Below are 14,077 nucleotides of genomic sequence, written 5' to 3' on the forward strand. Positions count from 1 at the left end.
AAATCAACAGAGGATGATCGCCTGCGTGATTCCCCGTCAGCGCGGGTCCTGCCCCTGGGCGGCCCACACGGACTCGATCAAGGCACGACTGGAAGCGTCCAGCTGCTCGAAGCCTTCTCCCGTGGTCATGGTCGCTTCCGTCGCGGTGGCGATCTGCTTGCCCAGCTCCACGCCCCACTGATCGAACGGATTGATGTCCCAGATGGTGGCCTGGACGAAGACCTTCTGCTCGTAAAGCGCGATCAGGGCCCCCAGGGTTTCCGGCGTCAGCGCTTCCAGCAGCAGGGTGGTCGAGGGCTGATTGCCACGATAACGCTTGTGATTCGGCTGGGCCTCGTCACCCGGTATCGCGTCATCGCCCAGCATCAGCACGCGCGACTGGGCAAAGCAGTTGGCCAGTGTCAGACGGTGCTGCGCCTTGAGGTGGGCACGGGTCTCGGCGTCCTCGACATGGTCATAGCGACGCATCGGCGCGATGAAGTCACATTCCACTGCCTGGGTACCCTGATGCAGCAGCTGATAGAAGGCATGCTGGGCGTTCGGGCCCAGCTGGCCCCACAGCACCGGGCAGGTGGAGTAATCAACCATCTCGCCATCGTTGGTGACCGACTTGCCGTTGGATTCCATTTCCAGCTGCTCGAGGTAGCTTGCGAAGTATTCCAGGCGGCCGTCGTAGGGCAGGATGGAGTGGGCGCGAATATCGAGGAAGTTGTTGTTCCAGATACCCGCCAGCGCCAGCAATACCGGCAGATTGTCTTCCAGCGGTGCGGTGCGGAAATGCTCATCCAGCTCATGCGCCCCCGCCAGCAGGCGACGGAAGTTGTCCATGCCGACATTGAGCGCGATGGGCAGCCCGATGGTGCCCCACAGCGAGTAGCGCCCGCCGACCCAGTCCCAGAACAGCAGCTGATGTTCCGGTGCGATACCCCACTCGCTCATCTTCTCCGGCTTGGCGGATGCGCCGATGAAGTGCTGGCGATTGATCAGCCCTTCCAGACGGCCTTGCGGGTCGAGGCGTGATTTGAGCCAGTCGCGGGCGGTGCGGGCATTGGACAGCGTGTCGATGGTGGAGAATGACTTGGACGACAGGATGAACAAGGTGGTTTCCGGACTGAAGGACTGCAGGTAGTCCGCCAGCTGTGAGCCATCCATGGTCGAGGCGAAGTGCACGCCGACCTCATGGACACCCTTGGGACGGCAATCGCTCAGCGCGCTCGAGACCATCAGCGGCCCCAGGTCCGAGCCACCGACCCCCAGATTGACCACATCGGTGATCGGCTTGCCGGTGGCACCACGCCACTGCCCGCTATGGAAGGTCTCGACCATCTCGGCGAGCCGCTCGAGGCTCTCGTGGATGGCAGGTACCACATCCTCGCCATCCACCTCGAGCCTTGCTGAGCGTGGCAGACGCAGGGCCGCGTGCAGGGCCGGGCGATCTTCCGAGCGATTGACGTGCTCACCGGCCAGCAGACGCTTGATGCCCTGCTCGACACCGGTTTCCCGCGCCAGCTCCAGCAGCAGCTCCAGGGTCTCCTGCTTGAGCCGCTGCTTGGAGAGATCCAGGCGCAGGCCCGCGGCAGAACGGGTGAAGGTCGTCACTCGATCGCGCCCTTGCGCCGCATCCTCGGCGAACAGGTCCTTCAGGTGCACATCGGCCATCTGCTCCTGATGATGACGCGCGAGGGCCTGCCAGGCCTGACTGTTACGGCGGGCAGAACGTGCAGACGATGGAGTGGACATGGCCACCTCTCTCCTTGAAGTGTCGCGACCGGCCCTGCGTGGCCCGGTCAGAAATCGGTTGATGGAGGCATCATCGGTAAGCCGCGGCGGGTGCGTCAGGCACCTCGAATGCGTAGAATGGCGGGCCCAGCAGGGCACTCAGCCCAGCCGCTCCCCGGCCAATGGCATGTCGCCCAGGCCCTCTGCCCGATGAAGCCTTGATCCATGAGTGATGCATCTTACCGTGACGCGATATTTACGACACCCCTTGACCGTGTTGCCAGCTTCTCCTTCGACGAACAGGTCGTCAGCTGCTTCCCGGACATGCTGCGCCGTTCGGTGCCGGGGTACGGTCAGATCATCGCCATGCTGGGGCTGATGGCCCGCGCTCACCTGCGCCCTGGCGCACGCGTCTATGATCTGGGCTGCTCGCTGGGGGCTGCCAGCATGGCACTGGCACGTGAGATGGCGGCCCAGGACATCGAGATCGAAGCCGTCGATCTGTCCCGGCCGATGGTCGAGCGCGCCAGCCGCGAGCTCGCCGTCGCCTTCCCGGACCATCGCATCAACGTCAGTGAAGCCGATATCCGCACCCTGGAGTACCAGCCTGCCGGAATGATCGTGGTCAACTTCACCCTGCAGTTTCTGCCGCCGCAGGACCGCGACGCCGTGATCGACAAGCTGTTTGCGGCGCTGGAGCCCGGCGGCGTGTTGATCCTGTCCGAGAAGATCATCAGCGACGACCCGGTCGAGAACGCCTGGTTGATCGAGCGCTATCATGACTTCAAGCGCGCCAACGGCTACTCCGACCTCGAGATCTCGCAGAAACGCGAAGCGCTGGAGGACGTGATGAAGCCCGACAGTCTCGCCACTCACCATGCGCGCCTGGCACGCGCCGGCTTCGCGCGCAGCCACACCTGGCTGCAATACCTGAACTTTGCCTCGATGGTCGCTTTCAAAGCCGCCGAATGACCGCTACGCCTGCACGGACCCGACCCAGCGCATGAGCATTTCCCCCTACGATCGTGATCTTTACCGCGCCTTCACCGAGCTTGCCTGTGAGCCAGGCGCCGTCGGTGACGGCTTCGCCCGCTGGCTGGGCGCCCTGCCCGAGCAACTGGCCAAGGGTCTGGACCGCAAGCGCCATGCTGACCTGAAGGCCTGGCACGGGGCACTGGAGAAGCTGCCGACGCTACCTGACGAGCGCGAGGTGCAGCTGGATGCCGACCGTGTGGGCGCTCGCTTCCCGACAGGCCTGAGCACGGGCCAGCAACGCCAGAGCGAGAATCTGCTGCGCGCCATGATGCCGTGGCGCAAGGGCCCCTATCAGCTCGACGAGATCCATATCGATACCGAATGGCGCTCCGACTGGAAGTGGCAGCGCCTCGCGCCGCATCTGTCGGATCTCACTCACCGTCGCGTGCTGGATGTCGGGGGCGGCAATGGTTACCACGGCTGGCGCATGGTCGGCGCTGGTGCCGCCTTCACGCTGGTGATCGACCCTTCCCCGCGCTTCTACTGCCAGTTCCATGCCGTGCGTCACTTCATCGGCGCGGATCACCCCCAGGGGCGCAACCTGCACTTCCTGCCGGTGGGCATCGAGGACGTCCCCGCGAAGATGGCCGCCTTCGACACCGTGTTCTCGATGGGGGTGCTCTATCATCGCCCCTCGCCGATGGACCACCTCTTCCAGCTGCGCGATGCCCTGCGCCCCGGCGGCGAACTGGTGCTGGAAACCCTGGTGGTGGAAGGTGACGTGACGACGGTACTGATGCCCGGCGAGCGCTACGCCGCGATGCCCAACGTCTACTTCCTGCCGTCCTCCCGGGCGCTGGCCCACTGGTGTGAGCGCGCCGGTTTCAAGGACGTGCGCATCGTCGATGAAGCGGTGACCACGCTGGATGAGCAACGCTCGACCGAGTGGATGACCTATCACTCGCTGAGCGACTTCCTCGACCCTGACGACCCACGCCTGACCCGTGAAGGCCATCCGGCACCACGGCGTGCGGTGCTGATCGCCACGCGCGCCTGATCTGCGCAGCACCTTCTCTCCCAGCGATGTCTGCGCCAGGGCAGACGACACCCGGCGGCGGCGCTCATCGAGCACCGCCGTTTTCGTCTCTCGCGTCACACGATGCCCAACCGCCGGGCCTGTCGATACAGATTGCCGCGATCGACCTTGAGCCTGCGCGCGGCCTCTGCCCAGTTGCGATCACTCGCCAGCCAGACCCGCGAGATGTGCTCGCGCTGAAACGCCTCGGTGGCGTCACGCAACCCCAGCGCTTCATCGATGTCCTGCAGGACATGACGCTGCGCCGGGTTCGCTCCCCCCGCCTGAATCGTGCCATGCCCCTCCTGTGCGGCGTGGAGGGCAATGCCACCGGCCTGCTCGTGCGCCACCTCGGCACTCGCCTCCAGCCCCAGCAACTCCGGCGTGATCACCACCAGCTGACGCCCATCGGCGCGCAGGCGCGTCGGATGAGCCCCCTGCGCCAGCCGCGCATGCAGGGCGGCACGACTCAGGCAGTGCTCCAGCTCACGCACGTTGCCGGGCCACGGGTAGTCACACAGCAGACGCTCCGCCGCCGGCGTCAGGCGCAGATTGCCCAGCCCGAGGCGCGTGCGGTTGTGCTCGAGAAAGGTTCCCGCCAGCGCCAGCAGATCCGCTCGTCCGCGCTCACGCAGCGGCGGTACCCTGAGCGGATAGACGCTCAGGCGGTGGTAGAGATCTTCGCGGAAATGCCCGGCGGCGACTTCGGCCTCGAGATCACGATTGGTCGCCGCGATGACGCGCACGTCCACCCTGACCACGCGATCGCTGCCCAGCGGCTGCAATTCACCTTCCTGCAGCACCCGCAGCAGCTTGGGCTGCAGCGCCAGTGGCAGCTCACCGATCTCGTCCAGCAGCAGGGTGCCACCATCGGCCATCACGAAATGGCCACGGTGATCATGGGACGCGCCGGAGAAGGCCCCTCGCCGATGCCCGAACAGCGCACTCTCGACCAGTTCCGGTGCCAGCGCGGCACAGTTGATGCGCACCAGGGGCCGACTGGCGCGACGCGACGCATCGTGCAACCGCTGGACCACGCCCTCCTTGCCCACCCCGGTCTCGCCCATCACCAGCACCGTCATGTCGGTATCGGCCACCGCTTCCAGCTGTGCCTCCAGTCTCGCCATCGCTGGCCCGCGCTGCGGACAGGTCCTCTGGGCCTGCGGTGTCATGCCCGGCGCAAGCGCTGCCATGCCGGTCAGCGGAGCGGCCCCACGCTCAAGCCGTGATGCCAGTGCCAGACAGCAGGTGGGTAGCGTCAGCAGGTCATGAAGCTCCTGATGCTCCTGATACTCCTGCGCCAGGACGTCTGCCAGCTCGGCATCGCCGATCTGCCGAATCTCCAGCGCTTCCAGCGGGGCCAACACGCCGGGTGTCAGCGCATCGAAGGTCATCACGCCCAGCAACCTGTCCCCTTCGCGCAGCGCGATACCCGCACAGTCGTGCACCAGCAGATCCGGCCCATGCACTTCCCCCAGCAGGCCATCGAAGGGGTCCGGCAGGTCACTGTCCACCGCGAAGCGATAGACACCGGTGTGCTCGGCAATCGCCTTGAGCCGCGGATGCTCTGACAACGCAAAGCGCCGGCCGCGCACCTCGGCAGGTAGCCCATGCGTGGCCAGCGGCAGCAACTCGTCACGCTCCGGCAGATAGCGCATCAGCGTCGCGGCCTCACCGGGCAGACGCTGCATGATCGCGGCCAGCAGACGGGTCCATGGCAAGGCACGCCGCTTGCCACCCTCCTCTTCCGTCAACCAGGCAGCAAGCCAGGCGTTCAGGGCGGCAAGGGGCGTATCATTGCGTGGCAAGGGAGTCTCGGGCATGCGGGATTCCTGACGTCAGTCAACCGGAAATGGCGGGCGAGGTACTGGATGATGAGCACGCGGCTCACGCGACGGCGTGTCGCAAGACATCGTCATGGCGACAGATGATGTCATCATGACACGCAAGATGTCATCTTGACACATTCTCACGTCGTGTATTTTTCACATCACCGCTCTCGAGGGCGCATGGATACTGGCCTGACGAGTTGGCATGGCCCTTGCTCTCGTCATGGCGACATTCATCACGAGGTATCGTCATGCTGACCAACGCCCAGGAAGACTTGATCGCCGCCACCGCTCCCGTCGTCGCCGAGCACCTCAACGCCATTACCGCGCGCTTCTATCCGTTGATGTTCGAGCGCTATCCCGAAGTGAAGCCGCTGTTCAATCAGACGCACCAGACCAGTGGTGGTCAAGCCCGTGCACTGGCCGGCGCCGTGCTCGCCTATGTCGGCGCACGCCACTCGCGTGAGGCGGTGGACCGCCTGCTCGCGCCCGTGGTCAGCAAGCACGTCTCGCTCAATATCCTGCCCGAGCACTACCCCATCGTCGGCGAGTGCCTGATGGCCGCCATCGGTGAGGTGCTGGGAGACGCCGTCACGCCGGAGATCGCCGACGCCTGGGGCGCCCTCTACGGAGAGCTGGCCGCCGTGCTGATCGCCGCCGAGCAGGGCCGCTACGACAGCTTCGCTGCCACTCGCGGCGGCTGGCAGGGGCTGCGCCGCTTTCGCATCGTGCGCACGGAGGACGAGAGCCGCGAGATTCGCTCGCTGTACCTGGCACCGGTGGAAGGTCCGATGTTCTCCTTCCTGCCGGGCCAGTACATCGGCATGCGCCTGACGACGCCGCAGGGCTTGATCCATCGCCACTACAGCCTGTCACACGCGCCGGACGAGCGCTTCTGCCGTATCTCGGTCAAGCGTGAAGACCACGGCCAGTCCAGCCAGTATCTGCATGCGCTGAACGTGGGTGACGAGATCGATCTGCTGCCGCCGGCCGGCGAGCTGACCTTCGAGCATGCCGCGCCCCAGAGCCCCGAGGCCCCGGTACTGCTGCTGTCTGCCGGGGTCGGCCAGACACCGATGCTCTCGCTGCTGGAGGCAGCGCTCGCGGCGGGCCGTCAGGTGATCTATCTGCATGCGGCCCGCAATCCCGAGGTACATGCCTTCGACACCACGCTGCAATCACTGGTCGCGCAGCATCCTGAGAAGCTGCATTATCAGGTCTGCTACGAGAAGGCTGACACTCTGCCGACGCATGCGCACCTGGGCATCATCGAGCGCGACTGGCTGGCACGTCAGATTGCCGCGACAGGTGCCAGTGCCGAGTCCCTGCAGGCCTTCGTGATCGGTCCGCATGGCTTCATGCAGAGCATGATCCAGCACCTCAATCGCATCGGCGTACCGCTCACCCAGTGCCATCACGAGCACTTCGGCCCCTCCGCACCACTTGCCATCGACGCCGCTGCCGCCTGATGCGCTGACGTGACCCGCACCATGCAAAAAGCCCCCATCGCCTTGCGGCCATGGGGGCTTCTGCGTTCTCCGGCTTCATATCCAGCAGGCCGTGTTGTTATCGCGTGTCCAGCGTTGTTGTTATCGGGTCATGCGACGGAGTCGACCGTGCCAGCCCGACTCCGTTACCGCGACTCATGTTGCCAAGGCTCATTTGCCAAGGCTCATTTGCCACGGCTCAGTTGCAAAGACTCAGTTGCCACGGCCCAGCAGCTCGCGCACGTCGCGGGCTTCCCAGTGCGGGAAGTGCTTGCGTACCAGCGCGTTGAGATCGGCTTCAAACGCGGCCCAATCGGTCTGCTGCGTGGTTGCCTGCGTGCCGGAGCGGCCCACGCCACGAATCATGCCCGCGCCGACGGTCACGTTGCTCAGACGATCGATGACGATGAAGCTGCCGGTGCCCGGGCTTGAACGGTAATCGTCCACCGGCACCGACTGGGTCAGCTCGAGCTGGACGCGGCCGATGGCGTTCAGTGCCAGGCTGTCGCCCTCGTGATGCTCCAGCGTGTTGACGTCGTAGAGGTAATCGATGGCACTGACCTGCCCGGTCAGATCACGGGTCGCCAGCTTGATATCGTACTGACGGCCCGGCTGCAGCGGCTTCTCATGCATCCAGACGACATCCGCTTCCAGCGCATTGGAGAGCGGCAGTTCGGCGTCTGCCGCCACCAGCCAGTCACCGCGCGAGATGTCGATCTCGTCGTCAAGCGTCAGTGTGATGGCCTGGCCCGGATAGGCGATCTCGAGGTCGCCATCGAAGGTGACGATGCGCTCGATGGTCGAGATCTTGCCGGACGGCAGCACCTTGACGCTGTCACCCGGACGCACGACACCGGCCGCCAGCGTGCCGCAGTAGCCACGAAAATCCAGATTGGGACGATTGACGTACTGCACCGGGAAGCGCAGATCGCTGAGGTTCTGATCGCGAGTCAGCTCGACGGTTTCCAGCACCTCCAGCAGCGACGGTCCGGCCTGACCATCGACGGTGTACCAGTCAAGTGACGGGCTGCGATTGACGACGTTGTCGCCCTTGAGCGCGGACATCGGCACGAAGCGGATATCCGGTGCATTCAACTTGTCGGCGAATTCCTGATACTCGGCGACGATCTCGTTGAAGCGCGCCTCGGAGTAGTCGACCAGATCCATCTTGTTGACCGCGATCACCAGATGCTGGATACCCAGCAGGTCGGCGATGAAGCTGTGACGACGGGTCTGGGTCTGCACGCCGTAGCGCGCATCGATCAGAATGATCGCCAGGCTCGCGGACGAGGCACCGGTGGCCATGTTGCGGGTGTACTGCTCATGCCCCGGGGTATCGGCGATGATGAACTTGCGCTTGTCGGTCGAGAAGAAGCGATAGGCGACATCGATGGTGATGCCCTGCTCGCGCTCGGACTGCAGGCCATCGACCAGCAGGGCCAGATCGACCTCGTCACCGGTGGTGCCGCTGGTCTTGGAGGCCTGGGTGATGGAGGCCAGCTGGTCTTCGTAGATCAGCTTGGAATCGAACAGCAGACGACCGATCAGGGTCGACTTGCCGTCATCGACGCTACCGCAGGTGATGAAGCGCAGCAGGTCCTTGCGCTCGTGTTCTTGCAGGTAGGCTTCGATATCCGCGGAAATCTTGTCTGACGCGTGGGACACACTCTTCTCCTTGCCGCTGTCATGGGCCTGATGAGCTGGCGAGCCAGTATCACGAGCCAGTGCCTCGTGAGGCTGCGAGCCGATTCATCAGGCGAATTGTTCGTTCAGGTCATCAAGCACGAGGCGGAATCAACAGGATGGGGCCTCGTGAGGCAATGGGCCTAGCGAGAATTGGCGACTAGAAATACCCTTCGCGCTTCTTCTTCTCCATCGAGCCTGCCTGATCGTGATCGATGGCACGACCGGAGCGCTCGCTGGTACGGGTCAGCAGCATTTCCTGGATGATTTCCGGCAGGGTCGCGGCGGTGGATTCCACGGCGCCGGTCAGCGGATAGCAGCCCAGGGTGCGGAAGCGCACGGACTTCATCTCCGGCACTTCGCCGTCCTTGAGCGGCAGACGGTCGTCATCGACCATGATGTCGAGGCCATCACGCTTCACCACCGGACGCACGGCGGAGTAGTAGAGCGGCACGATCTTGATGGACTCGAGGTAGATGTACTGCCAGATGTCCAGCTCGGTCCAGTTGGAGAGCGGGAAGACGCGGATGGACTCGCCCTTGTTGATCTTGGAGTTGTAGATGTTCCACAGCTCCGGGCGCTGATTCTTGGGGTCCCAGCGGTGGTACTGGTCACGGAAGGAGTAGACGCGTTCCTTGGCGCGTGAGGCTTCCTCGTCACGACGCGCACCGCCGAAGGCCGCATCGAATCCATGCTTGTCCAGCGCCTGCTTCAGCGACTGGGTCTTCATGATATCGGTGTACTTGGCGCTGCCGTGCTCGAACGGGTTGATGTTCGCCTCGACACCTTCCTGATTGATGTGCTCGATCAATTCCATGCCGACTTCCGCGGCCATCTCATCGCGGAACTTGATCATCTCCTGGAATTTCCAGGTGGTGTTGACGTGCATCAGGGGGAACGGCGGCACGCCCGGCGCGAAGGCCTTGCGCGCCAGGTGCAGCATCACGGCGGAGTCCTTGCCGATGGAGTAGAGCATGACCGGATTGGAGAACTCGGCCGCCACTTCACGAATGATGTGGATGGACTCGGCCTCGAGCTGCTTGAGGTGGGTCTGACGTTCGGGGGTAAGCATCGCGTGCGGCAACCTCGTGAGCGCTGGGAGTCGCCCTGGAAGGCGGCCCGTGACAATCAGTGGGCGTGCCCGCGGGTCGTGTCGATCGAGATGACTCTCACTCTCTCACCCCCCCACGGAGCATGCTGGATACCGATACGGTACCCGCGCCGCCTTGATAACGTCAAAGAATCAGAAAATATCTTTTAAGATCAAAAATGAATACATGACCTCCGCTGCCCCGGGACACGTCAGCCCCACACCGATGGCGAAACGCCGCGAGCGGGAGCGCGAAGGCGCTCACAGGCTGACACGCTCCACCCAGGTCTCGAGGCGCTCTCCGTCGAGATCCACGACCCTGAAGCCTGGCCGCGCCGCTTCATCGACGGCGAAATCATGGCTGAGCGGCGCGAACTGGTCTGACGTGGAGGGCACGCCATAGACGGCGACACTGCCCTGCCCGCTCGGGCGCCGGGTGGCGAAAGCCTGATGGATATGGCCGCACAGGATGGCCCGCACCTGCGAGTGATGACTCAGGGTGTCCCACAGGGCATCACGGTCGGCCAGGCCCAGCTGATCCATCCAGTCCGAGTCGATCGGCACTGGATGATGATGCATCGCCAGCAGCGTCGGCCTCGTATCCTCCTCGAGCGACAGCGACAGCGCCGCCAGCTGCTCGCGGCCAAGCTCGCCCCCTGCCTGTCCAGAGATGCGCGAGTCCAGACACAGCAGACGCCAGTCACCAAGATCAAGCTCTTGATGGAAAGGACGCAGCTCCTGCATGAAATCCGGGTGGTCATGATTGCCGGCGAACCAGAACCACGGACACCCCAGGGCATCGAACAGCTCCCCCGCCAGACGGTAGGAAGCAGGGCTCTCATCCTGGCTGACATCCCCGGTCACCAGCAGGATGTCGGGACGCAGGCTTGAGGCATGCGCCATCACGGCCTCCAGCTGGCGCAAGGGGAAGCCCAGTCGTGAGCGCGCGTCAGGGTCGGCACGCAGATGACAGTCACTTATCTGGATCAGTCGCATGGGTCTCTCGAACAACGGAAAAAAGAACAGAACCGCGATGGCCGGGCCATCGCGGTTCTTTCAGGCAGTCAAGCGGACAGCCGGTCAGGCGTGGAATCCGCAACGCGAATTCTCTTTCTGATCATGACGCTGGCGCTGCCCTCGCTCCCCCATCCCGGCGGGCCTCACGACAGCCTCGTCACGGCAGCCTCGTCACGAGAACCTCGTCACGGCAGCCTCGTCATGGCAGCCTCGTCATGGCAACTCAGGCACATCGGCTTGCCCGAAAGCCTGAGCATGGCTCAACCACTCGCCGAGGAAACGATTGAGCTGAAGCTTTTCATCCGGCTGGTGCATGCGAGGGTTCGGATAGCGGTTGCGCCCCGAGAAATGCCGTTGACGCTGGAAGTCGGTGACTTCGGCCATGCGTACATCGTGATAGAGATGCACGCTCATCCGCGGGGAATCGATGATGTGATCCAGCACGCCAGTCTGGGCAACCGTGACCATGGTGGTATAGGGCGCGCACTCGACCACCTCGAGCAACAGGGTACCGAAGTGGCCCTGATTGCCCGCCAGGGGAAAGGCGAAGCTGTCACCTGCCTCGGCCTTGCCGAGGATGCGCGTGAGGCGCAGATAATTGGACCCGCACTCGGCATGGAGTGCTTTTAGGTCGGCCACATAGGCTTTCTTGACCTGCATGGGCAAACTCCTTGCGAATCTCAGAACATTGGCGTGCTGTCTAGCAGGGCACACCCTGTATCGTGCATGGCATGATGCGGGCAAAGCGCGACAGATCAAGCGCCGTGAGAGCGCCCGGCAGCGAGGTTTCGACGCTCGGCACTGACGCAGGCATTGATCGACTGCCGGCCTGCCGGTGGCAGCAAGCCTCTAGAATAGCAGTTCTGGTGGGCAGGTTGAGGAACCCTGCGTGAGCCACGGGGGATTGCCAAGCAACGCCTTCGCTGTCTCAGGCGTGCATCACCCGCAGTGCAGCACGCTCCCGCAACAGCCACTGCATGGCCATGATCGCCATGGCATTGCCAAGCCTGCCCTGCTCCAGAAGCGACAGGGCCGCCTGGAAATCGAGCACATGCACGCGAATATCCTCGTTCTCTTCCGCCAGCCCATGCACCCCGCCCAGTCCGCTGCTGTCGCATAGCCCGATGAACAGGGTGACCTCTTCGGTGCAGGCGCCGGGGCTGGGGTAATAGCGGTAGAGCTCGATCAGCTCCTTCAACTCGCAACCGGCCTCCTCGACCGCCTCACGCCGCGCGACCTCCGCCGCACTTTCCTGCTTGTCCACCAGGCCGGCGATGGGCTCCAGACTCCAGGGGGTGCGCTCGTCCTCGAGCATGCCGGCCCGGATCTGCTCGACGAAGACCACACGATCCGTCACCGGGTCATAGGGCAGCACACCGACGGCATCATGGCGAACATGCACCTCGCGCTGGATCACATCACTCCAGCCACCGTTGAAACGCCGATGGCGAAGCTCGCGCTGCTCCAGGCGAAAGAAACCGTCCTGCAGCACCCTGGTCTCGACCCGTTCGACATCGTCATGCGCAAAGACCTGCTGCCCTGCCACGTGCTCTGGTGTATCACTCATGCATCCTCCTTGGCTGAAGTCGCATTATCCCGACCTCGCCCTGCGCTGGCCAGCCCGCCCACTGGACGTGAAAGCGGCACTGTCCGAAGGAAGTGCCCCTCGTCCAGTGCCGCCGAACGGTCACCGTTGTCCTGAAGCCGCGTGCGCGACACTCACTCCAGTCGTGTGATCAATGCCTTGATCTCGCGCTTCAGCTCCTGATCGGCCAGCTCACGATTGGGCCGAGCCGGGCCCTTGAGCGCGAGCCGTGCATGCTTGAGTGCCTCGGCCTTCCTGCCCTCGGAGGCCAGATAGTCGGCATAGTAGAAATTGGTATCCATGCCCTGAGGATTGACGGCCAGCCCCTGACGCAGCACCTCCCCCGCCTTGTCATCATCGCCAAAGCCGACCGGCCAACCCGGCGCCTTGTCATACAGCGCCCCGAGCGTCACGTAGGCAGAGGCATTGTCGCCCCGGGGGTCGAGCTTGATGGCCTGCTCCAGGGTGGCCTTGGCTTCCTTGGCCAGATCCAGCGCCCCCAGTCCCCCTCGCGCCTTGGCCCACGACGCCAGGATGATACCCTCCCAGGTCAGCACATGGGCGTTGTCCGGGTATTGGTCCGCCAGCGCGCGCACTTCCTTGCCCAAGGCCTCCATGCCGGTTTCCTGAGCGTCCCCGGAGGATTGATAGTTGACCTGGGCCCAGCGTTTCATGAGTCCGAAGACGGCATCATCTCCTTCGGCGGCCTGGACGCCGGTCATGCCGGCCAGCGTGATGCCCAGCGCCATGCCTCCTGAGAGCATCAGCTGGTAGACACGATGCGTGGCGCGACGAGTACGGCGTAGCGATGACGGGGTTGGCATGGACAGCTCCCTGAAATTCATTATTGTTGGCGGGATGATACGGCAATGCCCCTTGAGACCTGCGCCCTGGCAGGCGTGCTGGCGAATTGCCGCAATGGCGATATCACGAGAACGTGAACGGCATGCCAAGACTGTAACGAACGTTTGAATCTGCCGCCAACCCCCCTTGGTCGCAGGCCTCAACGCAAGACAGCGCCCTTTGCGGGCGCTTGCCCTTCATTTTCGCAGGCTGTGGAGAAAGACATGCAAGGTCGTAACATGACGCGCTGGCGCGATCCCAAGACCGATCCGCGTCAGGAAAAGAAGAGCAACGTGATCACCCCGCAGGGCCACGCGAAGATGAAGGCGCTGGCCGACCACCTGAGGCGCGTCAGGCGACCGGAGCTGTCGCGCAAGACGGGCGAGGCCGCCGCCATGGGGGATCGCAGCGAGAATGCGGATTACACCTACAACAAGAAGGCACTGAATCAGACCATCGCCAAGATCGCCTATCTGGAAAAGCGTCTGGATGAACTGACCATCGTCGACCGCCTGCCCGCGGATCTGGAGCGCGTGTATTTCGCGGCCTTCGTGACGCTGGAGGATGAACAGGGAGAGGAGATGGAGATACGCATCGTCGGCCCTGATGAGACCGACAACGCGCGCCGCTGGATCAGCGTCGATGCCCCCCTCGCCCGGGCACTGCTGGGCAAGGGGCTGGATGATGACGTGAGCGTGGCAGCGCCGGGCGGCGAGACCACCTACATCATCACGGCCATCCGCTATCAGTCGCCGGAGGCGTAAGCGGCGGGCT

The 14,077-nt window shown here is 63.9% G+C and carries 12 protein-coding genes; 4 read left to right on the forward strand and 8 right to left on the reverse strand.

Annotation, left to right across the window (positions count from 1 at the left end; all coding sequences use genetic code 11):
• Nucleotides 1-36 precede the first annotated feature (36 nt).
• A complete protein-coding gene (pgi, locus tag QD172_RS06110; RefSeq protein ID WP_279855256.1) occupies nt 37-1,740 on the reverse strand; it encodes a glucose-6-phosphate isomerase in 1,704 nt (567 codons plus the stop codon).
• A 204-nt stretch (nt 1,741-1,944) separates the two neighbouring features.
• Here pgi and cmoA point away from each other — a divergent pair, with 204 nt between their 5' ends.
• Nucleotides 1,945-2,691, forward strand: coding sequence for a carboxy-S-adenosyl-L-methionine synthase CmoA (gene cmoA, locus QD172_RS06115; RefSeq protein WP_279855257.1), 747 nt, complete (start codon nt 1,945-1,947; stop codon nt 2,689-2,691).
• 31 nt (nt 2,692-2,722) lie between these two features.
• A complete protein-coding gene (gene cmoB, locus QD172_RS06120; protein WP_279855258.1) occupies nt 2,723-3,751 on the forward strand; it encodes a tRNA 5-methoxyuridine(34)/uridine 5-oxyacetic acid(34) synthase CmoB in 1,029 nt (342 codons plus the stop codon).
• A 95-nt stretch (nt 3,752-3,846) separates the two neighbouring features.
• Here cmoB and norR read toward each other — a convergent pair whose 3' ends face one another.
• Entirely contained in the window at nt 3,847-5,592 is a 1,746-nt protein-coding gene (gene norR / locus QD172_RS06125; protein WP_279855259.1) for a nitric oxide reductase transcriptional regulator NorR, read from the reverse strand.
• A 257-nt stretch (nt 5,593-5,849) separates the two neighbouring features.
• Here norR and QD172_RS06130 point away from each other — a divergent pair, with 257 nt between their 5' ends.
• Nucleotides 5,850-7,067 (forward strand): globin domain-containing protein, encoded by a 1,218-nt coding sequence (locus QD172_RS06130; RefSeq protein ID WP_279855260.1) that lies wholly within the window; start codon nt 5,850-5,852, stop codon nt 7,065-7,067.
• 231 nt (nt 7,068-7,298) lie between these two features.
• On the opposite strand, the gene cysN is transcribed toward QD172_RS06130, so the two are convergent.
• From cysN to QD172_RS06160, 6 genes are all read right to left on the reverse strand, one after another.
• Nucleotides 7,299-8,750 carry a sulfate adenylyltransferase subunit CysN gene (gene cysN, locus QD172_RS06135; RefSeq protein ID WP_084208200.1) on the reverse strand — a complete coding sequence of 484 codons (1,452 nt, stop codon included), beginning with the start codon at nt 8,748-8,750 and terminating at the stop codon, nt 7,299-7,301.
• A 178-nt stretch (nt 8,751-8,928) separates the two neighbouring features.
• Nucleotides 8,929-9,840, reverse strand: a complete 912-nt coding sequence (cysD, locus tag QD172_RS06140) for a sulfate adenylyltransferase subunit CysD (protein WP_084208199.1) — start codon at nt 9,838-9,840, stop codon at nt 8,929-8,931.
• Nucleotides 9,841-10,119: 279 nt separating this feature from the next.
• A complete protein-coding gene (locus QD172_RS06145; protein WP_279855262.1) occupies nt 10,120-10,854 on the reverse strand; it encodes a metallophosphoesterase in 735 nt (244 codons plus the stop codon).
• 234 nt (nt 10,855-11,088) lie between these two features.
• The gene (locus QD172_RS06150) at nt 11,089-11,535 is read right to left on the reverse strand and encodes a DUF1249 domain-containing protein (protein WP_077374279.1); all 447 of its coding nucleotides are present in this window, start codon (nt 11,533-11,535) and stop codon (nt 11,089-11,091) included.
• 268 nt (nt 11,536-11,803) lie between these two features.
• Complete coding sequence (locus tag QD172_RS06155) at nt 11,804-12,442, reverse strand: NUDIX domain-containing protein (RefSeq protein WP_077374282.1); 639 nt, start codon at nt 12,440-12,442, stop codon at nt 11,804-11,806.
• Nucleotides 12,443-12,594: 152 nt separating this feature from the next.
• Nucleotides 12,595-13,284 carry a hypothetical protein gene (locus QD172_RS06160; protein WP_176493333.1) on the reverse strand — a complete coding sequence of 230 codons (690 nt, stop codon included), beginning with the start codon at nt 13,282-13,284 and terminating at the stop codon, nt 12,595-12,597.
• Nucleotides 13,285-13,527: 243 nt separating this feature from the next.
• Here QD172_RS06160 and QD172_RS06165 point away from each other — a divergent pair, with 243 nt between their 5' ends.
• A complete protein-coding gene (locus QD172_RS06165) occupies nt 13,528-14,067 on the forward strand; it encodes a GreA/GreB family elongation factor (RefSeq protein WP_077374288.1) in 540 nt (179 codons plus the stop codon).
• Nucleotides 14,068-14,077: the final 10 nt, after the last annotated feature.

It is taken from the genome of Cobetia sp. 10Alg 146, assembly GCF_029846385.1.
GTDB lineage: Bacteria > Pseudomonadota > Gammaproteobacteria > Pseudomonadales > Halomonadaceae > Cobetia > Cobetia marina.